At 70.2% G+C, this 20,082-nt stretch carries 21 protein-coding genes; 13 read left to right on the forward strand and 8 right to left on the reverse strand.

The features are described from left to right. Window position 1: 1 nt before the first annotated feature. The 4 genes from ACFYZR_RS05155 to ACFYZR_RS05170 form a co-directional block, all read right to left on the reverse strand. On the reverse strand, window positions 2-1,744 hold the full coding sequence (locus ACFYZR_RS05155) for a S8 family serine peptidase (RefSeq protein ID WP_391905206.1): 1,743 nt from the start codon (window positions 1,742-1,744) through the stop codon (window positions 2-4). Between the two features lie 144 nt (window positions 1,745-1,888). Then, window positions 1,889-2,782 carry a YwqG family protein gene (locus tag ACFYZR_RS05160; RefSeq protein ID WP_391905209.1) on the reverse strand — a complete coding sequence of 298 codons (894 nt, stop codon included), beginning with the start codon at window positions 2,780-2,782 and terminating at the stop codon, window positions 1,889-1,891. A gap of 30 nt (window positions 2,783-2,812) precedes the next feature. Next, window positions 2,813-3,658 carry a hypothetical protein gene (locus tag ACFYZR_RS05165; RefSeq protein WP_391905212.1) on the reverse strand — a complete coding sequence of 282 codons (846 nt, stop codon included), beginning with the start codon at window positions 3,656-3,658 and terminating at the stop codon, window positions 2,813-2,815. Between the two features lie 154 nt (window positions 3,659-3,812). After that, window positions 3,813-4,136: a hypothetical protein gene (locus ACFYZR_RS05170; protein ID WP_391905214.1), complete on the reverse strand. Its 324-nt coding sequence runs from the start codon at window positions 4,134-4,136 to the stop codon at window positions 3,813-3,815. Between the two features lie 122 nt (window positions 4,137-4,258). On the opposite strand from ACFYZR_RS05170, the gene ACFYZR_RS05175 reads away from it, so the two are divergent. The 3 genes from ACFYZR_RS05175 to ACFYZR_RS05185 all read left to right on the forward strand — a co-directional run bounded on the left by ACFYZR_RS05175 (window position 4,259) and on the right by ACFYZR_RS05185 (window position 6,522). Continuing rightward, on the forward strand, window positions 4,259-5,098 hold the full coding sequence (locus tag ACFYZR_RS05175) for a Scr1 family TA system antitoxin-like transcriptional regulator (protein WP_391905217.1): 840 nt from the start codon (window positions 4,259-4,261) through the stop codon (window positions 5,096-5,098). After that, a complete protein-coding gene (locus ACFYZR_RS05180) occupies window positions 5,083-5,295 on the forward strand; it encodes a DUF397 domain-containing protein (protein WP_391905219.1) in 213 nt (70 codons plus the stop codon). The genes ACFYZR_RS05175 and ACFYZR_RS05180 overlap by 16 nt, the downstream gene beginning before the upstream one ends. A gap of 780 nt (window positions 5,296-6,075) precedes the next feature. Then, on the forward strand, window positions 6,076-6,522 hold the full coding sequence (locus ACFYZR_RS05185) for a hypothetical protein (RefSeq protein WP_391905222.1): 447 nt from the start codon (window positions 6,076-6,078) through the stop codon (window positions 6,520-6,522). A 145-nt stretch (window positions 6,523-6,667) separates the two neighbouring features. On the opposite strand, the gene ACFYZR_RS05190 is transcribed toward ACFYZR_RS05185, so the two are convergent. After that, window positions 6,668-7,492, reverse strand: coding sequence for a hypothetical protein (locus tag ACFYZR_RS05190; protein WP_391906020.1), 825 nt, complete (start codon window positions 7,490-7,492; stop codon window positions 6,668-6,670). 60 nt (window positions 7,493-7,552) lie between these two features. On the opposite strand from ACFYZR_RS05190, the gene ACFYZR_RS05195 reads away from it, so the two are divergent. After that, the gene (locus ACFYZR_RS05195) at window positions 7,553-8,302 is read left to right on the forward strand and encodes a serine hydrolase (RefSeq protein ID WP_391905225.1); all 750 of its coding nucleotides are present in this window, start codon (window positions 7,553-7,555) and stop codon (window positions 8,300-8,302) included. Here ACFYZR_RS05195 and ACFYZR_RS05200 read toward each other — a convergent pair. After that, entirely contained in the window at window positions 8,284-9,378 is a 1,095-nt protein-coding gene (locus tag ACFYZR_RS05200) for an aminotransferase class I/II-fold pyridoxal phosphate-dependent enzyme (protein WP_391905228.1), read from the reverse strand. The genes ACFYZR_RS05195 and ACFYZR_RS05200 overlap by 19 nt on opposite strands. A 159-nt stretch (window positions 9,379-9,537) precedes the next feature. Here ACFYZR_RS05200 and ACFYZR_RS05205 point away from each other — a divergent pair, with 159 nt between their 5' ends. After that, window positions 9,538-9,885 (forward strand): hypothetical protein, encoded by a 348-nt coding sequence (locus tag ACFYZR_RS05205; protein ID WP_391905231.1) that lies wholly within the window; start codon window positions 9,538-9,540, stop codon window positions 9,883-9,885. Window positions 9,886-9,894: 9 nt separating this feature from the next. After that, window positions 9,895-11,100 carry a glutathionylspermidine synthase family protein gene (locus tag ACFYZR_RS05210; RefSeq protein ID WP_391905232.1) on the forward strand — a complete coding sequence of 402 codons (1,206 nt, stop codon included), beginning with the start codon at window positions 9,895-9,897 and terminating at the stop codon, window positions 11,098-11,100. Window positions 11,101-11,270: 170 nt separating this feature from the next. Here ACFYZR_RS05210 and rocD read toward each other — a convergent pair whose 3' ends face one another. Next, window positions 11,271-12,479 (reverse strand): ornithine--oxo-acid transaminase, encoded by a 1,209-nt coding sequence (gene rocD / locus ACFYZR_RS05215; protein WP_391905235.1) that lies wholly within the window; start codon window positions 12,477-12,479, stop codon window positions 11,271-11,273. Between the two features lie 114 nt (window positions 12,480-12,593). On the opposite strand from rocD, the gene trpS reads away from it, so the two are divergent. From trpS to ACFYZR_RS05230, 3 genes are all read left to right on the forward strand, one after another. Then, window positions 12,594-13,613 (forward strand): tryptophan--tRNA ligase, encoded by a 1,020-nt coding sequence (gene trpS / locus ACFYZR_RS05220; protein WP_391906022.1) that lies wholly within the window; start codon window positions 12,594-12,596, stop codon window positions 13,611-13,613. 175 nt (window positions 13,614-13,788) lie between these two features. Beyond that, window positions 13,789-14,391, forward strand: coding sequence for a 2'-5' RNA ligase family protein (locus tag ACFYZR_RS05225; RefSeq protein WP_391905238.1), 603 nt, complete (start codon window positions 13,789-13,791; stop codon window positions 14,389-14,391). After that, window positions 14,364-15,266 (forward strand): YihY/virulence factor BrkB family protein, encoded by a 903-nt coding sequence (locus tag ACFYZR_RS05230; protein WP_391905240.1) that lies wholly within the window; start codon window positions 14,364-14,366, stop codon window positions 15,264-15,266. The genes ACFYZR_RS05225 and ACFYZR_RS05230 overlap by 28 nt, the downstream gene beginning before the upstream one ends. Here ACFYZR_RS05230 and ACFYZR_RS05235 read toward each other — a convergent pair. Continuing rightward, window positions 15,223-16,617, reverse strand: coding sequence for a D-alanyl-D-alanine carboxypeptidase family protein (locus ACFYZR_RS05235; protein ID WP_391905243.1), 1,395 nt, complete (start codon window positions 16,615-16,617; stop codon window positions 15,223-15,225). The genes ACFYZR_RS05230 and ACFYZR_RS05235 overlap by 44 nt on opposite strands. Window positions 16,618-16,840: 223 nt before the next feature. On the opposite strand from ACFYZR_RS05235, the gene ACFYZR_RS05240 reads away from it, so the two are divergent. The 4 genes from ACFYZR_RS05240 to ACFYZR_RS05255 all read left to right on the forward strand — a co-directional run bounded on the left by ACFYZR_RS05240 (window position 16,841) and on the right by ACFYZR_RS05255 (window position 20,081). Further along, window positions 16,841-17,065 (forward strand): SCO4848 family membrane protein, encoded by a 225-nt coding sequence (locus ACFYZR_RS05240; protein WP_229358908.1) that lies wholly within the window; start codon window positions 16,841-16,843, stop codon window positions 17,063-17,065. Between the two features lie 83 nt (window positions 17,066-17,148). After that, a complete protein-coding gene (locus ACFYZR_RS05245) occupies window positions 17,149-18,735 on the forward strand; it encodes an ABC transporter substrate-binding protein (protein ID WP_391905246.1) in 1,587 nt (528 codons plus the stop codon). Window positions 18,736-18,851: 116 nt separating this feature from the next. After that, window positions 18,852-19,727 carry an SAM-dependent methyltransferase gene (locus tag ACFYZR_RS05250; RefSeq protein WP_391905248.1) on the forward strand — a complete coding sequence of 292 codons (876 nt, stop codon included), beginning with the start codon at window positions 18,852-18,854 and terminating at the stop codon, window positions 19,725-19,727. A 111-nt stretch (window positions 19,728-19,838) separates the two neighbouring features. Further along, on the forward strand, window positions 19,839-20,081 hold the full coding sequence (locus ACFYZR_RS05255) for a hypothetical protein (RefSeq protein ID WP_391905251.1): 243 nt from the start codon (window positions 19,839-19,841) through the stop codon (window positions 20,079-20,081). Window position 20,082 lies beyond the last annotated feature (1 nt).

The following is a 20,082-nucleotide window of genomic DNA, read 5'->3' on the forward strand; positions in this document are numbered from 1 at the left end:
GTCACAGGCCGGCGGCGTCTATCAGTCCGAACCCCCACTTCGGGTCGAACCCGGCCCCCTGGCGGTGGGGTATGGCGGAGTGGGACTTCAGGAGGGCCTTGACCTGCGCGGGACCGAGGGTGCCGTCCCTCTGCAGCAGGAGCGCGCACACGCCCGCCATGAACGGCGACGCCATGCTCGTGCCCTGCATGAGCACGTGCTCGGTGTCGAGCGTGAACGGGCGGTCCGGTGCGGAGTCCCGCGACAGCGAGGACGCGATCAAGGCGCCCGGGGCCGTCACATCGGGCTTCTGCCCGCCGTCCCGCAGCGGCCCGTCACTGCTGAAGTCCGCGATGTCGGCCAGCCGCAACCAGGGGGCGGAGAAGGACTCCTTGTCGATGTCCTCCCAGGACGTCTTGGTGGCGAACGCCGCGACGGTGACCGCCGAGGAGGCGCAGCCCGGAGAGCCGATCTTCATGTCGGAGGACGTCATCGGGCCGTTGAAGTGCGCACGGCCGCTCTGGTCCAGGATCCAGACGTCCGCGGGACCGCGGTCCGACGCCGTGGCGCCACGGATCAGCAACTGCCATGTCGACAGCATCCGGGACCCGACGCTGGGTCCGGGCTGTACGACGACGAAGAAATTACGGTCCTTGTTCAGAGGCGTGGCCGGCTGGGTGGAGAGCTCCACGAGCCCCTCCGGCAGCCGGTGGGCCACGGTGGGGTTCTCCGTGAGGGCGCGAACCTCCTGGAAGTCCGTCGCATGTCCGGACGGCGAGGCGATGGCGATCTCGAAGTCGCTGTCGGTCGAGTACCAGCCGTTGAGCATGAAGTCCTGGTCCTGCCCCTTGGCGTCGGGGATGCACGGCACGGACCTGACGGCGGTGCCGTTCACGTCGACGTGGGCGTGGATGTCGTCCGTGCCCTCGTTGCCCGCAGCGCAGCACACGATGCGCCCGGGGCCGGTCTCCTCGTCGATCGCCAGGGACAGCGCGTCCTTGCCGTCATGGGAGTCGTGGTGCCCACCGAGGCTGAGGTTGACGACCGTCGGCAGGCCCATCTCCTTGCCGATCCGGAAGATGTACTGGATCCCGGCGATGATCGAGCCGTCGAGGAAGTTCGTCTTGACCATCACGATCCGGGCGTCGGGCGCCAGGCCCTGGAAGACCTGGTCGGCTCCGGCGCATATCCCGCTGACGTGGGTGCCGTGGCCCTCCTCGTCCCCGGACTGGGCGAGCTGCGCACCTGTCAGCTCCTGGCCGAAGTGGCCTTCCGGGACACCATTGCCGCGCAGCGTCTGGTCCCAGACGCGCTCGATGCGTCCCTGGAACGCCGGATGCTTCGTATCGATGCCACTGTCGACCGAGCCGATCAGCACTCCCTTGCCGGTGAGGCGCGAGTTGTGCTGGAAGGTGTCCAGCCCCACGGTGCTGCGGGCCGCGTCGAGGTAGGGGCGCAGCAGATGCGCGGAGGAGATGCGCTCGATGCCCTCGTGCTCGGAAAGGGCCTCCAGCGCGTCGAACGGGACGATGGCCGTGCGTACTCTGTCTCCACCTCCGTTGATGTCCAGCCCCTCGTGCTTGAGGTCGTCCAGGACGGCTCCCGGGGTGCAGACGAGATTGACGACCGCTCGCGTCGGCTTGGCCGGTTCGTCCACGGAGACCCAGCCGAGTGTCGCCGACTGCCGGCGCAATGCGGGGATGTCGTCCTCGCGGTACCGCCCGTAGGCGGCGGCCAGCGTGGGTGCAAGCTTGGCGAATTCCATGACCGCCCCCAATAAGTTGCTTCTTTGAGCTTTTCGGCTCTGAACTGCGCTTTTGGGAAAAATGGAACACTTTCAGGCTAGCAACGGTTGACAGGCCCGGCAGCTTGTGGGTGCGGCTCGGCTCGGCTCGGCGCGGTGCGGCGTTCAGCAGCACTGCATGGTGAACATCGCCCGGTCGAAGCGGCCGGCTGCCAGGTCCTCGGGGCGTATGAGCCAGTAGAGGGCGCCGCAGTCGCCCCACATCATGTCGGCGTCGTCATCGGTGTCGATCTGGGCGAGGAGCGTCCAGCGCCGGGCCTCCTCGGTGACGCGCGGGTCGCTCCAGGAGACGTCGCCGCCGTCGCGGTTGAGGACACCGTGGGCGATCTCGTACTCCACGGGGTTCTGGACGGGGTTGGCGTGGCCGCCGACGAGATGGTCGGCGTCCCGCTCCAGATCCCATATCGCCTCGACGAACGCCTCGGCCTCCGCCGGGTGACTGCTGTGGTCCTTGACGACACCGTCGCGGTACAGGGCCGAGACGAAGTCCGGGTGCCAGGAGTCGGGCGCGGTCCACTCCACACGGGCCGTCAGCGGCACCTCCGGGTACGGCTCGAACTCCACGTCCTCGTCGTCGACGACGGGCCAGGCACGCTCGGCCACCGCGACCCCGGCCGGGACGTGGACGACCCGGGCGCCCGCCCACGTCTCCGGCTCCCCGGGCCAGACCAGGGAGTCGCCGTCGTCGATCTGCCCGTCGAAGTAGAAGAACGACAGCGTCCCGTCGGCGGGCAGCGCTATGTCCAGCGCGCCCTTGGGCAGCGCGGCACAGTCGACCGACGCGATGAACGACAGCGGCCCGTGCCCCTCCCACACCGGCCACGCCATGCCCTCCGGCAGCTCGGGCAGCCCGCCCAGCCGCCCGACCACCACGTCCTCCGCCCCCGGCTCCGGGGTCGCCACCAGCCGCGCGGCCGGGCGGCACAGGGAGATCCAGCGCTCGGCGAGGTCGGCGGGCAGAAGCGTCCGGGCGAGGTCGTGCAGCGTGCTCTCAGTCATGTGGACGATGATGTACGGCCCCACTGACAATCACGTCTGAGCTGCGAGGATGTCCCGGATCGCGGCCATGCCGCGTCTGGTGGCGGCGACGGCGCCGGAGGCGTCGGCACTGGCTTTCTGGGTACGGCAGTCACGGCAGGCCGCCTCGTCGGCGACAGGGCGGAAGACGCGCCCGCAGCCGCCCTCGCAGGAGCGGAGGGGGACGGGCGGGGGGACGGGAATGGGGGCCGGGTCGGGCATCTTGCGCGTCAGCCGGTCACGGGTGAGTGCGGCGGGGGAGCGGACGACGTCCGGGAGGCCGGAGGTCAGCGCTTCGCGCAGCTCGGCGACGGTCGCACCCCGGCTGAACCACTCCGCCGCGAGCGGCGCGAGCGCCCGGATGTCCCGCCCGGAGAGGCGCAGCCTCCGCTCGGAGCCGGAGATGGTGGCGAGGACGCCGGTGGCGCGGTCGGGAGGGTTGGGGGTTTCCTCCCCGGTGTTTTCCTGGGGACGGCCGACGGCTCGATCGGTCGGCTGACCGGGGGCCGGAGGAGTGGCCGTCGGCGGCTCGTCGCCATCGCGCAGCGCCAGAGCCTCGGCCTCCGTCAGCGGGACATTCGATACGAGCTGTGTCGTGGACCAGCGTCCTCGGGGCCCGGGGAGGCGCCACTCGTGGACGTAGCCCTCGGCGATGAGTTCGCGCTTGGCGTGACCGAAGGCGGTCTTCTTGATCCCGGCGCGCCGGGCGGACTCGGAGAGGGACTCGTCGACGCCGGGCGGGAGCGAAAGCTGCCAGAGGAGAAGGCACTTGGCGTCGGAGGAGAGGCGGGGATGGCGGATGATCTCGTTGGAGATCGGGGTGTAGAAGCGCGTGGGCGCGATAACATGCCGGAGCATCTTGAGGGAGGTCCGTTCTCCTGGTGGATGTAGACCCCCGGACTGGTGTTGCGAGCACCGCCGGGGGTCGATTCGTCTGCGCCGAAACGTACCCCACGGGGGCGTGCCAAAGGGCACGATCAGGTGCTCCAACACCCGTACGGTTGCGAGTAGATCAACCGTGCGATACGCGCTGATGGACCCCCATGGCGGTGGCCATCGCCATGGCCATGCCCTGGTTTCCGTCGCGCACGGCCATGGCCCGGCTCCGCTTGATGGTCCGGCACTCCTCGCAGGGCGGCGGGCCCGTGTAGGCGGTCAGGGCGGCGATGAGGATTTGGGCTTCGTAGCCGGTGAGCGCGTCGTCGATAGAGAGGAACATCTGTCCGTCGACAGGTCCTTGGGGGACGACCTGGACCGTACAGCCGTGAGCTTTGAAGGCATCGGAGAGCTCGCGTGCCGTGCGCGCGGCGGTGTGACGGATGCTGTCGTGTGGCATGGGTGGGCTACCTCGGTCGTGTCTGTTGCTCCGGTTCCGGTTCTCAGCATCGGGGCGTGGGTCTACGCTCACCAGGGGTAACGGCTTTCGGCGCGACAAGACGAAAACGGGTGGTTGCCTCCATGCCTGCGCCCAAGGAACTCGACCCGAGCAGTTCTCTACCGGCCTTGTACGGAACGAAGTTGCGCAAGTTGCGCATGCGGGTTGGTTGGACGCAGAAGGAACTGGCGGAGAAGGTCTTTCTCTCCCATAGCCGTATCGCTCAGTTCGAGCTGGGCAAGGAGATGCCTTCGCGAGAGGTGTCCGAGCAGCTAGATGAGCTCCTGGGCGCGGACGGCGACCTGAACGATCTGTGGGAGTACGCTCAGCGATTTCCGCCCACGGATGCGTTCCGCCAGTACAAGCGGTACGAGACGAGGGCCGTCGCCATGCACAAGTACCAGGCGCATACAGTCCCGGGCTTGTTGCAGACCGAATCCTACGCGCGCGAGGTAATGCGTCATGCGCTGCCGTGGTGCACTCCGGGGGAGATCGAGGAGAAGGTGGCAGCGCGACTCGCTCGCCGGAGCGTGCTCCTGAAGGAGGAACCGCCGCTCTTGTGGTCCGTGCTGGACGAAGCGGTGATTCGACGACCAGTGGGCGGGCCCTCCGCCATGCGGGCTCAACTGACCTACCTGCTGGAGGCGATCCAGGCGCCGAACGTCGAAATGCAGGTTCTGCCGTTCGCGGTCGGCGGTCATGCCGCCATGGGTGGATCAGTGACTGTGTTGTCGTTCGACAACGCGCCGGACATTGTCTACCTGGAAGGCGGGGCCGTGACAGGCATGGTGAAGGACCGGCGGGGAGTCGCGCGCCATTCCCACCGGTACGACCGCGTCCAGGCGCTGGCGCTTCCCCCGGAGGCGTCCGCCAGATGGATCGAGAAGGCAATGGAGGATTTCGGCGCATGCGAGTCGATCTGAGTCGCATTGTTTGGCGCAAGTCGACGTACAGCGACGGTCAAGAGGACTGCCTGGAGGTCGCCGACCCCATACCCGGCGACCTCATACCCGTCCGCGACAGCAAAGCCCCCGCAGGGCCCACCCTGCTCCTCCCGGCCGGCGCCTGGGTCGAGTTCGTCGGTGCCGTTAGAACGGTTGCGCCACCAATCCCTCGATAGGTGCCAACTCGCCGCATTCCGTCATCGTGTGACGCGAACTGCCCCTAGGGTCACGCCTGATGACGCAGTGACGTGCCGGTCTTTCCGGGGCGCCCGCAACGGTCAGCCACCCGCACGGGGGGCTGTTTGGGGCGCGGCCTCCCCGGAGCCACCGGGTGGCCGCGCCCATGGTCAGCCCTCCGCTGAGAGGGGTGACCGGTGGGCTGTACCCACCTCGGGAGAAAGGCGCAGCACGTGCGCCATCGCAAAAAGAAGGACCGTAGCCGTCTCTGGACCCAGCTGCATCGGATCTACCGCTGGTCTGCGCCGATGCTAGGCGCCATGGCCGTGGCAGCAATCCGCTGGTGGTTGGAGGCGACTCACAGGCTGTAACCCTCGCCAGAAGAACTAGCGAGGGGTGCAGCGTGCATCCTTCCAAGAGGCCCTGCCGCCGTGGTCCCGGCGGTGGGGCTTCGTCTGCCGCCGTACCCCTGGCGGCGGGTCTCGCCTTTCGCCACGTCCGTCGACCATGCCTGGCTGGCACAGCCACCGGGGGCCCGACCGGGTGGACGTCGCACCATCACGGTAGCGGCTCCGCCTCCCCTTGGCACGGCGGATGTGCCCACTGTCCCCCGGTAGGTCGACCCGGATTCGCAAGCGCGACCGATCACTCCTCGCCGTAATCGCCTTGGCGATATCCCGCCCTAGGCGGCGCCCGGGCGCGCCGCAAAGGTAGAGGGCGTGTCACCGGCGGCGGCCCGCCGTCGGTTGAAGCGGACCGTGAGAGAGGACATCCCGCCCATGCCTCCGATCCCGATCAAGCCTGGTATCTACAAGATCCACGCGCACATCATCGGTCCGTCCTCCCTGGTGACGGCCACGGAGTACGCGGTGAAGCACGGCGCGCCCGTGATCGTCGACCGGTTCAACCCGCTCCCGATCGAGCAGGAGTGGATCATCGAGCCCGCCGAGCCCGTACCCGGCTCGCCGTATGTGATCCGGCTCGCGAGCCACGACGCCGCCGGTCTGGTGATCGCCGACGACAAGGTCTTCGTCAACGCCGTCCAGCGCTCCGAGCTGGCGAAGTTCACCTTCGAAGGCGTCCTGGGCGGCGTGAAGATCCTCAACGAGAAGGGCCTCGCCCTGCGGGCGGGCCACCGCGGCGCTCAGATCGAAGTCGTGCCGCCGAAGCCGGAGTTCCAGGAGACCTGGACCCTGGAGTTCGTGCGTCCGGTCGACTCGGAGTAACTCACACGCACACGCGCGGCGCGGGGCGATCGGCGGCCTTATGGCCGACCGGTCGCCCCGCTGTCGTTGCCGACGACACAACAGCGCGTACCCCACTCCATCCAGCCTCACACCTGCTGGAAACGTCTGCCGGAAGAAGCTCTGGTCACTCCTCCGCCGGCGCCTCCCCGAACCGTGCCAGCGCCAGCGCGCCCACCACCGCCAACGCGAAGCCCGTCACGGCGAGCGGCAGCAGGCCCTCCCTCGTGCGGTCGCCGAGCCAGGCGACGCCCACCCAGGCCGGGCCAATGGTCTCGCCGATGACCATGCCCGCCGTGGCGGCCGTGACCGAACCGCGCTGGAGCGCCGACGTCAGGAGCAGGAACGCCGCTCCACCGCCGATCAGCAGGGCATAAGCAGCGGGGTTGGTCAGCACGGCGGACGGTGCGAAGTCGTCGATCAGACGGACCGCGACCTCCACCACCCCGAAGCCGATCCCCGCGCCCAACCCCAGGGCCGCCGCCCGCGTCCGCCCCCGCGCCCGGCCCGCCGCCGCGCCGAAGGCGAGGACGCCCACCGCCGTGACCAGGACACCGACCCGTAGCCCGGTGTCGCCCGTGCCCGTGCCCTCCGCGCCGGAGGACAGGCCCAGCATCGCCAGCCCGCCGCACACCACCAGCACCGCCGCCCACTCCACGCCGCTGAGTCGCACGCTCAGCACGCGTGAGGCCGTGACGGCCGTGACGGCCAGGCTCGCGGCGAGGGCGGCGCCCACCGCGTAGATGGGCAGGGTGCGGAGGGCGACGAGCTCCAGCAGGAAGCCCACGCCGTCCAGGGCGAGGCCGGCGAGGTAGCGCCACTGGCGCAACGCCCGCATCAGGAGTATCGGGTCCAGGCCGGAGCCCGTGCCGGGCGCGGTGGCCCGGGTCGCGGCGGCCTGGAGGACGGACGCGGTGCCGAAGCAGACCGCCGTGCCGAGTGCGCAGAGCATGCCGAGAAACACGCCTCCGACTGTAGGACGCGGAGGCCGCCCCAACCCTAGAGTCGGGTCGTGCTTTCCGTAGTCGTGGCGCCCTGGCGGCGCGCTCCCGTCGTCGTACGCAACCCGGACGTGCCGCATGACGCGGCGAGCACGATGAAGCTCGCCGTGCTCGCGGCGCTGCATCGTGACGGAACGGACCTCGACAGGCGGGTTCCGGTCATCAATCGTTTCGCCTCTGTGACGGGAACCGGCACTTTCGCCAACGACCGCTCCTACGACAGCGACGACGAGCCCTGGGAACTCCTCGGTGGCACCGCGTCGTTGCGCTGGCTCGCCGAGCGGATGGTGACGCACTCCTCGAACCTGGCCACCAACCTCTGCCTCGCCGAGACCGGCCACGAGGCCGTGGCTCGCGTGTGGAAGCAGGCGGGGGCGCGCGGCAGTGACACACCGCGCGGCATCGAGGACGTGCCGGGGCGCGCGGCAGGCATTCGCAACCTGGTCACCGCGGGGGATCTCGTCCGGTTGCTGGAGTCGCTGGAGCCGGAGCTGCTCGCCCTGCTGGAGGGCAACGTCCACCGCGTGGACCTGGCGGCGGGGCTGCCGCCGGGGACCCGGCTGGCGAGCAAGAACGGTTGGTTCCCAGGGGTGCGGCACTGCGCCGCCGTCGTCCATCCGCCGGACGCCGGGCCGTACACGATCGCCGTCTGCTACACCGGGCCCCTCGCCAACGGCGAGGACACAGACGATCCGGCCGCCCGCCTGCTGGCCCGGATCTCGGCGCGGGTCTGGGCCGGACGTCACGCCTTCCCGGGCTGACGGACACCGGCGGTCATCAGGGCCTCCACACCTGGCCGGTTGAGAAGGTTGATGCGGATGTAACCGGGGTGGCCGTCGAGCTCGAAGTACTTCCCGTCCAGCGCCAGGAACCACCGGTGCGGCACCCGCGGCCGGGCGAACAGGAAGAAACCGGCCTCCACCGGCATCAGCGCGCTGAGCGCGCCGCTGTCCGCCAGCGTCCGGTGACGGTCGCGGATGTGCCGTATCAGCGCGCCGTTGCCCTCGCCGAGCATGAGGTCGGCCGCACGGTGGGCGAAGAGACGGTCGGAGACCGCCACATCACCGTGCAGATTCATATGCAGCTCTGCCAGCTCCTCGCGCATCTGCTCGGGGACGAGCAGATGCGCGCAGCGATAGCCGTGGATCGACAGGTATTTGGTGGGGCACACCATGCGGAGGGTGAGATCGCCGGGCAGATGGGCCGCCGACTCCTCGCCGCCTTCCCCGTCCCAGCGCATGTACTGGAAGGTCCCGTCGACGAAGACGAGCGAGCCGGTCTCCTGCTGCCAGTCACCGATCGTCTTCAGCACCGTGGACGGGACTCTTCTGCCCGCGTACCAGACGGGGTCGGTGAGGACGAGCACGGTCCGTTCGTCGGGCAGGCGAAGATCGAAGTCCGGCTGGTAGGCGTGGCCTCGGGCGACGGGGACGGGCTCGATGCCCATGCGTCTGAAGAGGTAGGCCAGCTTGTAGTACACCGGTTGGACGTAGTGGACCCGCCGCCGTCCCGTCAGCAGCAGCCAGGTGGCGAACGTGCCGAGGAGACTGCTGGAGCCACCGCCCGGAAGCACGTTGCGGGGCGTGCAGCCGGCCCCGTCGTAGCGGCGGTGCATCGTGGCGATCTTGGCGCGAAGCTCGTCGTCCTCGTCCAGGCCGGAGTAGCGGGTGATGTCCGCCAGGCGGCCGGGGGAGGTGTCGGCGAGCTCGCCGAGGAATTCCTCCACGAACGGGTGCCCGCCGTTGTAGTCGGAGACGAAGACCCGGGCGCCGGGCTGCTGCCGCTCGGCCTCGATCAGTTCGTGCCAGTCGAGCATCCGGAACAGTGACGGCGTCACGGGCAACCCCATTCGCATGCGCTGACGGTCGGCTCGCAGGCAACAGTCTCCGGGGCGGCGGAGGACCCGGCAATACGGCCGCGCGGGGGTGCCGGGCGGCAGGCCCGGAGGCACGGTTTAGGGTGGACGAACTTTCGAACGCAAACGGGGGCGTCAGAGATGGAGAAGAAGGCGCGACGGCGTCTGCGATCCAGCACGGTCATATTGGGCGGAATGGGCGTGCTCGCCGCCGCCCTCACCTCCTGCGGATCCGAGCCGGACAAACGCTGCGTGGACCGCAACAGCTACGAGGCGGGAAAGGGCTACAAAGTCCTCGACTCGAAGGCCTGCAAGAGCAAGAGCAACGGCAGCGGTGGCCATGCCGCCGGCACCGGCACCTGGTACTACAACTCCGGCAATTCCGGCAGCCGCGCCAAGGCCGGTACGTTCGACAAGAGCAAGGCCGTTTCCCGGGGCGGTTTCGGCTGTTCCTCCTCCAAGAGTCATTCCGGTTCGAGCGGCGGCTGATCGCGGAACATGCGCCGCCATAGCGCCACCCCTCGCCCCGGCTGGCAGAACACCGTCGAGGAACAGGGCCTGATCTATCCGCTCACCCGGGAACCGGACGGCTCCCTGCGGCCGTACTGGGACGAGAGCGCGTACTACTCCTTCACGCTGCCCGAGATCGAGGCGCTGGAGGACGTCGTCGAGGAGCTCCACACGATGTGCCTGGCCGCGGCCGCGCACATCGTGGAACACGACCGCTTCGCCGGCCTCGGCCTCACCGACCCCCGGCTCACGGCCCTGATCACCGAGTCCTGGCACCGGCGCGACGAACTCCCCTCCCTCTACGGGCGCTTCGACCTGCGCTACGACGGACGCGGCGGCCCCGCGAAGATGCTGGAGTACAACGCCGACACCCCGACATCCCTCGTGGAGGCGGCCGGTCCGCAGTGGTTCTGGATGGAGGAACGCTTCGCCGGCGTTCCCGACGCCGACCAGTGGAACTCCCTCCACGAACGGCTCGTCGACGCCTGGCGCCGCCAGGCGGACCTGCTGCCGCCCGGCGCGCCCGTGCATTTCGCGCATTCCATCGGCGATGAACTGGGCGAGGACCTGATGACCGTCGCCTATCTCCGTGAGACGGCGGAACAGGCGGGCATCGCGACGGACGTCATCTCGATGGAGGACATCGGCTGGGACGGCCTCTCCGGCCGTTTCGTCGACAAGAAACTCCATTTCATCCGCGCCTGTTTCAAGCTCTACCCCTGGGAATGGCTTGCGGAGGACGACTTCGGCCCGCACGTGCTCGACACGCTCGACAACGGCGGCGGTACGGGGTCCACGCTGTGGATCGAACCGGCGTGGAAGATGCTGCTGTCGAACAAGGCGCTGCTGGCCGTGCTCTGGGAACTCTTTCCCGGGCACCCGAATCTGCTGCCCGCCTATCTGGACGGCCCCCGCGAACTCGCGCGCGAAGGCGGCTGGGCCGCCAAGCCGCTCTTCGGGCGCGAGGGCGCGGGCGTCACCCTCCACCCCGCCGGGAGTGGATCCGCCGTGCGGGACGAGCCCTGCTGCTACCAGGAACTCGCCCCGCTCCCCGAATTCGACGGCAACCACGTGGTGCTGGGCGCCTGGGTGGTCGACGGCGAGCCCGCCGGCCTGGGTATCCGGGAGTCGTCGGGCCTGGTCACGGACGGGTACGCCCGCTTCGTCCCCCACGTGATCCTCCCGGAAGGGTGACCGCTACCACGGGAGGCGACCGCTACCGCACCGCCTCCACCAGCCACCCCGACAGCTCCCGCCCGCCGGCCAGCACGTCGGCCCGTCGGCCGCCCGGAACCCCGCTTCGGCCAGGGCCTCGCCCCATCCGGCCGTCGTGAGGTCGACGCCCGCCCCGGCCCGGCGGCCCCTCAGCCCGCCAGCACCTCCCGCAGCCGCTCCAGCCCCCAGTCCAGGTCCTCCTTGCTGATGACCAGCGGCGGGGCGATGCGGATCGTCGCGCCGTGGGTGTCCTTGACCAGCACCCCGCGCGCCATCAGCCGCTCCGAGACCTCGCGGCCCGTGCCGATCTCCGGGGCGATGTCGACGCCCGCCCACAGGCCCCGGCCGCGGACGGCGGTGACGGCCGGGCCGCCGGCCATGAGGCCGAGCTCGTGGTGGAGGTGGTCGCCGAGGCGGGCCGCGCGCTCCTGGTACTCGCCGGAGCGGAGGATCGCGATGACCTCCAGGGCCACCGCGCACGCCAGCGGATTCCCCCCGAAGGTGGAACCGTGCTCGCCCGGCTTGTGGACGCCCAGCACCTCGCGCGAGGAGACGACCGCCGAGACCGGCACCACGCCGCCGCCGAGCGCCTTGCCCAGGATGTAGACGTCCGGGACCACGTCCTCGTGCTCGCAGGCGAACGTCCGGCCCGTTCTGCCCAGCCCGGACTGGATTTCGTCCGCCATGAAGAGGACGTTCCGCTCCCGTGTGAGCCGGCGGACGCCCGCCAGATAGCCGGGCGGGGGCACCAGGACGCCCGCCTCGCCCTGGATGGGCTCCAGCAGCACGGCCACGGTGTGCTCGTCGACGGCGGCCTCCAGGGCCGCCAGGTCGCCGTACGGGACGATCTCGAAGCCCGGCGTGTACGGACCGTAGTCCGCCCGGGCCTCCTCGTCCGTGGAGAAGCTGATGATCGTGGTCGTGCGGCCGTGGAAGTTGTTGTCCGCCACGACGATCCTCGCCTTGCCGTCGGGGACGCCCTTGACGCGGTATCCCCACTTGCGGGCGGTCTTCACGGCCGTCTCCACGGCCTCCGCGCCCGTGTTCATGGGCAGGACCATCTCCATCCCGCACAGCTCCGCCAGCTCGGTACAGAACTCGCCGAAGCGGTCGTGGTGGAAGGCGCGGGAGGTCAGCGTCACCCTGTCGAGCTGCTCCTTGGCCGCGTTGATCAGTCGTCGGTGGCCGTGGCCGAAGTTCAGCGCCGAGTAGCCGGCGAGCATGTCGAGATAGCGGCGCCCCTCGACGTCGGTCATCCAGGCGCCCTGCGCGGTCGCGACGACGACCGGCAGCGGATGGTAGTTGTGCGCGCTGTACTTCTCGGCGGCGGCGATGCTGCGTTCCGTGGCGGTCACCATGTGCTCCGTTCCACTCCGGGGCTGATGCTGACGCCTTTGTACACCCGCCGTACACCCTCGGTGGACGCGGTTTTCCACAGCTGAACCGAGTCCGCTCCCGCACCTGAGAGAATGTTGTGCATGGCCCTTGATCGTCCGCGCGCTCTCTCCGGTATCCAGCCCACCGCAGGCTCGTTCCACCTCGGGAACTACCTCGGTGCAGTCCGTCAGTACGTGGCCCTGCAGGAGACCCACGACGCCTTCTACATGGTCGTCGACCTCCACGCGATCACCGTGCCGCAGGACCCCAAGGAGCTGCGGGCCAACACCCGTGTCGCGGCCGCCCAGCTGCTGGCCGCCGGGCTGGACCCGGAGCGCTGCACGCTGTTCGTCCAGAGCCATGTCCCGGAGCACGCCCAGCTCGGCTGGGTGATGAACTGCCTCACCGGCTTCGGCGAGGCCTCGCGCATGACGCAGTTCAAGGACAAGTCCGCCAAGCAGGGCGCCGGCGCCACCACGGTCGGCCTCTTCACGTACCCGATCCTCCAGGTCGCCGACATCCTCCTCTACCAGGCGGACGCGGTGCCGGTGGGCGAGGACCAGCGCCAGCACATCGAGCTCACGCGCGACCTGGCCGAGCGGTTCAACGGCCGCTTCGGCGACACCTTCACCCTCCCGTCGGCGCACATCGTCCGCGAGACGGCGAAGATCTACGACCTTCAGGACCCGTCGGCGAAGATGAGCAAGTCGACGGCCAACCCCAAGGGCCTGATCAACCTGCTCGACGAGCCCAAGGTCTCGGCGAAGAAGATCAAGAGCGCGGTCACCGACACCGACACGGTCATCCGCTTCGACGCCGAGAAGAAGCCGGGCGTCAGCAATCTCCTCACGATCTACTCCACGCTCACCGGCACCACCATCGCCGACCTGGAGCTGAAGTACGAGGGCAAGGGCTACGGCGCGCTCAAGACCGACCTCGCCGAGGTCATGGTCGAGTTCGTCACCCCCTTCCGCGCCCGTACCCAGGAGTACCTGGACGACCCGGCCGAGCTGGACGCGGTGCTGGCCAAGGGCGCGGAGAAGGCCCGGGCCGTCGCGGCGGACACCCTGGCCCGGGCGTACGACCGGGTGGGCTTCCTGCCCGCCAAGCACTGACGGGTCGCGTTTCGGCGGCCCCGCCGGCCGCTGAGCCATCCGGATACGGTTCACCGGCGTCCGCGCACGTCGGGACCCTTGGCCCGGGCGGGCGGGACCAGGAGATCTGGCAGTGGGAGCGGCCCAGCCGTCACACTGACCACGGGGACGTACAGGCGCCAGGAGGGAGAACGCAGTGGGGACCGTAACGCTCGGCGTTTCGATCGCGGTCCCGGAGCCGTACGGCAGCTTCCTCCAGAAGCGCCGCGAGGGCTTCGGCGACCCGCACGCCCACGGCATTCCCACGCACGTCACCCTGCTGCCGCCCACCGAGGTGGACGCCTCGTCGCTCCCCGCGATCGAACGGCACCTCGCCGAGGTCGCGGCGGCGGGGCGCCCCTTCCGGATGCGGCTGTCGGGGACGGGCACGTTCCGGCCGCTCTCGCCCGTCGTCTATGTGAACGTGGTCGAGGGCTCGGCCTCCTGCGCATGGCTCCAGAAGCGGGTGCGGGACGGGTCGGGCCCGGTCGCGCGGGAGCTCCAGTTCCCGTACCACCCGCATGTCACCGTGGCCCACGGCATCGCCGAGGAGGCCATGGACCGGGCCTTCACGGAGCTCGCGGACTACGAGGCGGAGTGGACGATCGAGGGCTTCGCCCTCTACGAGCAGGGAGAGGACGGTATCTGGCGCCTCGAGCGCGACTTTCCCTTTGGGAGCGACGACGTGACAGCGGCCGTGCCCCGGCAGGAAGGCACGGGTATCCGTAGCTCATGGACTGGCTCACCCGGCTGCCCCTGATCGGCCCACTCGCCTCGAAGGCGATGCGTACGCACGCCTGGCGCGCGTACGCCACCCTCGATCGTGTGAAGTGGACGCGGCTCGCCGCCGCGATCACCTTCTCGAGTTTCGTCGCGCTCTTCCCCCTGCTCACCCTCGGCGCGGCCGTGGCCGCCGCCGTGCTCAGCGATCAGCAGACCAAGGACCTGGAGCGGCGGATCGCCGAGCAGGTGCCCTCCGGCGCCCTCGACGTCAGCACGTTCACCGACAACGCCGGCACGGTCGGGCTGGTCGCGGGCGCCCTGCTGCTGTTCACCGGGGTCAGCTGGGTCGGTCAGCTGCGGGAGTGCCTGCGGGCGGTGTGGGAGCTGGAGGAGGACCCCGGCAATGTCCTGCTCCTCAAGGTCAAGGACGCCACCCTGCTGCTGGGCCTCGGCGGGGTCTTCCTGCTGTCCGCCGGCTGCTCGGCCTTCGCGACGGCCGCGGTCGGCTGGGTCGTGGAGCGGGCCGGGCTGGAGGGCGTCGGCGGGCTGCTGACGGCCGTCGGCTTCTGCATCGCCGTCCTTGCGGACTTCCTGCTGATGCTCTACGTCCTGTCGAGGCTGCCCGGCGTCCAGCCCGAGCGGCGCCGGCTGGTCACCGGGGCGCTGCTCGGGGCGGTGGGCTTCGAGCTGCTCAAGCTGGTGCTGAGCGGCTATCTGCGGGGCGTGGCGGCCCGGAGCATGTACGGCGCGTTCGGCACCCCGATCGCCCTGCTGCTGTGGATCAACTTCACGGCGAAGCTCACGCTCTACTGTGCCGCGTGGACCACCACCGACGGCGCGGCCACGCGGCACGGCGAGAAGCGGGAGATCAGTCCTGCGGGGGGTCCGACGGAGGGTTCTGCGGGTTCTTAGGCGGCGCCGCGTGACCCGCGCGGCGCCGCCCCCGCTCCGGCAGCGGATGCCGGCGGTTGACGACGAACCCGGCCACGGCCAGCACCGCCAGCGCCCCGCCCGTCAGGCCGACGGCCGTCCACATGCCGTCGCCGCCGCCCGTGACGGCGGCCTGGGCGCCCTGCGGGGACTGCCCGTCCGTCGTACCGCCCTTGTCGGCGGGGAAGCCGCCCTTCGGCGGGACGAGCACCCCCACCGGCTTGACGTGGCCGACCGCCTCGAAGCCCCAGTCGAGGAGCAACTGGGTCTCCTTGTAGACCTGGTTGCGCTCCTTGGTCTCCGGGTTCATCACGGTGACCAGCAGCTTCTTGCCGTCGTGCTGGGCGACGCCGGTGAAGGTGTTGCCGGCGTTGGTGGTGGAGCCGTTCTTCACCCCCGCCATGCCCTTGTAGGCCGGCACCCCGTCCTGGCCGGTGAGGAGCCGGTTGGTGTTGACGATCTCCTTCGTCTTCCCCGGGTGGTCCTCGTCGGGGAACTGCGCCCGGGCCGTCGAGCAGTACTCGCGGAAGTCGGCCTTCTGCAGGCCGGAGCGGGCGAACAGCGTCAGGTCGTAGGCGCTGGAGACCTGCCCCTCGGCGTCGTAGCCGTCGGGCGTGACGACGTGGGTGTCCTCGGCCTGGAGCTCGTCGGCGTGGTCCTGCATGTCCCGGACGGTCTTGGCGACGCCGCCGTTCATCGCGGACAACGTGTGCACGGCGTCGTTGCCGGAGCGCAGGAAGACGCCCATCCACATGTCGTGGACGGAGTAGGTCAGCCCCTCCTTCATCCCGACCTGGCTGCTGCCCTCGCCCATGCCCTCCATGTCGGACGGCTTGACCTGGTGCTTCTGGGTCTTGGGGAACCTCGGCAGCACCGTGTCGGCGAAGAGCATCTTCAGCGTGGAGGCGGGCGGAAGCTGCCAGTGGGCATTGTTGGCGGCGAGGATGTCACCGGTCTCGGCGTCCGCGACGAGCCACGAGTTCCCGCTGAGGTCCCGGGGCAGCTCGGGCGCGCCGGGGCCCAGCTGGACCTGCGGGCCGGGCCGGCCCAGGAGCTCGCCGCCCACCGTCGACATCTTGGCGGGCGGCAGCCGCTTCGGCGGGGGCTTGGCCTTGCCGTCGGCGGCCTTGCCGGGGGTCGCCGAAGCACCGGGCTTCGTCGAGGCGCCGGGGGAGAGCGCCGGCGAGCCGCTGGGGCCCGGGGCGGGAACGGCGAGGGCGGGGGCTGCGGCCGCCAGGGGGAGCAACAGCGAGGCACCGGCGGCCAGCAGGGCCGCGCGGCGGCGTCGGGGCGTCGCGGAGTACCGCGGGGGGTGTGATGTCGTCGTCGGCACGCTGGTGAACGTACCGTCACGCTCCGCCGACCGGGACGGCGCCTCACGGAGGGCGCCCACCGAGGACCCGATAGGACCATTGCGGGCACCGGAACGCATACTGAAACCCATGGCGAACGCTTCCCCTGCTTCCCCCACCGATGCTTCCCCCACCGAGCCCAAGGCCCCCGCTTCCCCGGAGGCTCCCGCTCCGGCACCGGTTCCCGCGACCCTCTCCCGTCCCGTGTCGTGGTTCCTGCTGGCGTTCGGCGCCTGGAGCTGGGTCATCTGGGTCACTTTCGTGAAAAATCTCTGGAAGGACGGCAGCGGGCTGGCCTTCGACGACGCGGGTTCCCCGACCGCGTACTTCTGGGTCCACCTGCTGCTCGCGATCACTTCGTTTCTTCTGGGGACGGCTGTAGGACTCATCGGGTTGCGTGGCGTGCGGGCGCTGCGGCGTAGTTCATAGCCGCCGGTTGACCCATTCCCGGGACGTACGCCCGTTCCCCCTTCTACGGTGATGCGCATCACTGGGCGGGAGGGGCGCGGGGGATGCGTGAGGTCCGGGTACGAAGAGGGTTACGTGGGCGGCGGGCTGCCGGGGCGTCGCTGACGTTCCTGCTGCTCGCGGCGGGCGCCGGCGGCTGCCGGCTCACCCCGGGGGAGGACCGCGGCCGGGGGCCCGTCCAGGTCGGTACGACCGACACGGTCACCGCGCTCGACCCGGCGGGGGCCTACGACGCCGGGTCGTGGGCGCTGTACGGCAACCTCTTCCAGTCCCTGCTGACCTTCGCCCCCGGATCGAAGAACCCGGTGCCGGACGCGGCCCGCAGCTGCGGCTTCAAGGGCGACGACCTGCGGACGTACACGTGCGAGCTGCGCCCGGAGCTGAGCTTCGCCAACGGGCACGAGCTGACCGCCGAGGACGTGAAGTTCTCCTTCGACCGCATCGCCCGGATCAAGTCGCCGCAGGGCCCCGGACCGCTGCTGGACACCCTGGGCTCGGTCGAGACCTCCGGCGGCGGACGCGTCGTCACCTTCCGCCTCAAGGCCCCCGACGCGACCTTCCCCCTGAAGATCGCCACCGGCGCCGGCTCCATCGTCGACCACCGCGAGTACCCCTTCGACACACTGCGCCGGGGCGACCGGGTGGACGGCTCGGGCCCGTACACCCTCAAGGACTACCGGCCGGGGACGAGCGCCGAGCTCGCGCCCAACGACCGGTACGAGGGCGCGATCAAGGACGTAGGCGCCCCGGTGACGGTCCGCTACTTCCCCGACCCGGCCCGGATGAGCGACGCCTGGCGGCACGGGACCATCGACGTCGCCGCCCGCCAGATGCCGCCCGCCGACCTGGCCAAGTACTCCCTCTCCGAGACCGGCTCCCGGATGACCGAGACCTCCGGAGCCAACGCCCGCTTCCTCGTCTTCAACCTCCGCGACGGCGCCCCGGCGAAGCCGCTCGCCGTACGGCAGGCCGTCGCGGCCGTCGTCGACCGCCAGAACCTCGCCCGGGACGTCCACCTCCGCACCGTCGAGCCGCTCTACTCGCTCGTCCCGCAGGGCTTCACCGGCCACGCCACGTCCTTCTTCGACGCCTACCCGAAGCCCGACGAGGACCGGGCCCGCCGGCTGCTCCTGGAGGCCGGCGTGCCCACCCCCGTCCGCTTCACCCTCGCCTATTCCAAGGGCGCGGCCACCGACCAGGAGGCGGCCCTGCTGCGCCGCCAGCTGGAGGCCACGGGACTGTTCGAGGTGACGACGAAACGAGTGGAGTGGACGGAGTTCCAGCGGGGCTACGCCCGGGGCGAGTACGACGCGTACTGCGTCAACTGGCTGGCCGACTTCCCCGACCCGGACACCTTCACCACGCCCCTGGTCGGCGCCGGCAACGCCCTCCACTCCGGCTACTCCAGCTCCCGGGTGGAGAAGCTCATCCGCAAGGCCCAGCAGAACGACCAGCGCGGCCGGGTCGCGGACGACTTCCGGAACATCCAGAAGATCGTCGCCGAGGACGTGCCGCTGGTGCCGCTGTGGCAGCGGAAGGACTACGTGCTGAGCAACTCGGGCATCGCCGGGACGCAGTACCTGACGGACGGCACGGGCATCTGGCGGCTGTGGATGCTGGCCCGGATCTGAGGACTGGCTGGAATGATCCACGGACCGGGCAGACGGTCTTGTGGTGATCGCGCACGGCTGATCGAGTACCGCTGGTCGAGTACGGCTGACTCGTGGAACTCCCGGAAGGGGACGACGTGCCGCAGCAGAAAGCTCCTCAGGACCCTCAGGACCTCATCAAGGCCGAGACGGTGGGAGCCTGGTACGACAAGTTCGGCGACCTGTACCACATGACCCTCGGCGACAGCGTCCACTGCGGCCTGTGGGTGTCACCGGACGAGCCCCATCCGGCGAGCATGGACCTCGTGGCCCTCTCCTCACAGGCGCAGGACCGCTACACCGACTACCTCGTCCGGCTGATGAACGCCCGCCCCGGCGGCCACCACCTCGACATAGGCTGCGGCCCCGGCCGCCCCGCCGCCCGCCTCGCCGAGCAGAGCGGCACCCGCGTCACCGGCATCTCCGTCAGCAAGGAACAGATCGCCCGGGCCAATGAGATGGCCCGCGCCACCGGGCTGGCCGACCGCCTCACCTTCGAGGTCGTCGACGCCATGAACCTGCCCTACGAGGACGAGAGCTTCGACACCGCCTGGGCGGTGGAGAGCCTGTGCCACATGGACCGCGTCAAGGCCCTCGGCGAGGCCTGGCGGGTGCTGCGCCCCGGCGGGCAGCTGATGATCCTGGAGTCGTCCCTGGTCGCCGAGCTCACCCCCGTCGAGCTGGGCCTCTATGAGACGGTCCTGGCCTCCAACCCCCCGCTTCCGCTGCCCGAGTTGTTCGCCCTGCTGGAGCGGACCGGCTTCCGGACCCTGGAATTCAAGGACCTCTCCGCCAACCTGGCGATCAGCGCGGACATCATCGCCCTGCTGCTGCGCGACCGGCGCGAGGAGCTCACGGCCGCGCTGGGCGCCGAGTTCGTCGAGCAGACGGACGCCGCGTACACGGGCGTCCGCACCATCATCCGGGAGAAGACGCGCTTCTTCATGATGCTGCTGCGCAAGCCGCTCGCCTGAGCGATTCGCCGGCAGCGAGGTCATTGCGACTGCGGGCCGGTGGGGGCTGATCGCGCAGTTCCCCGCGCCCCTTCGGGGCGCGGTGCGTGGCAGTCTGGGGGGATGGACCGGATGGACCAGCACCCGTGGCGCTCGCCCGCCTCGCCGGGCGAGCCGCCCTACTACACGACCGACACGTGCGCCGGGTGCGGCGTCGTCGTGCACGGCATCCACGGCCGGTGGACGTGCGCGGCCTGCGGCGCGTGCAGCCCCTACCAGGAACCGCCCGAGGGCTGGGCCTCCGAGATCACCGCGGAGGAACTGGCCACGAACACGGTGGGGTACGACCGGCCGACCTCCCTGGGCCTGCCCTAGA

This window comes from Streptomyces sp. NPDC001678 (assembly GCF_042892945.1).
GTDB lineage: Bacteria > Actinomycetota > Actinomycetes > Streptomycetales > Streptomycetaceae > Streptomyces.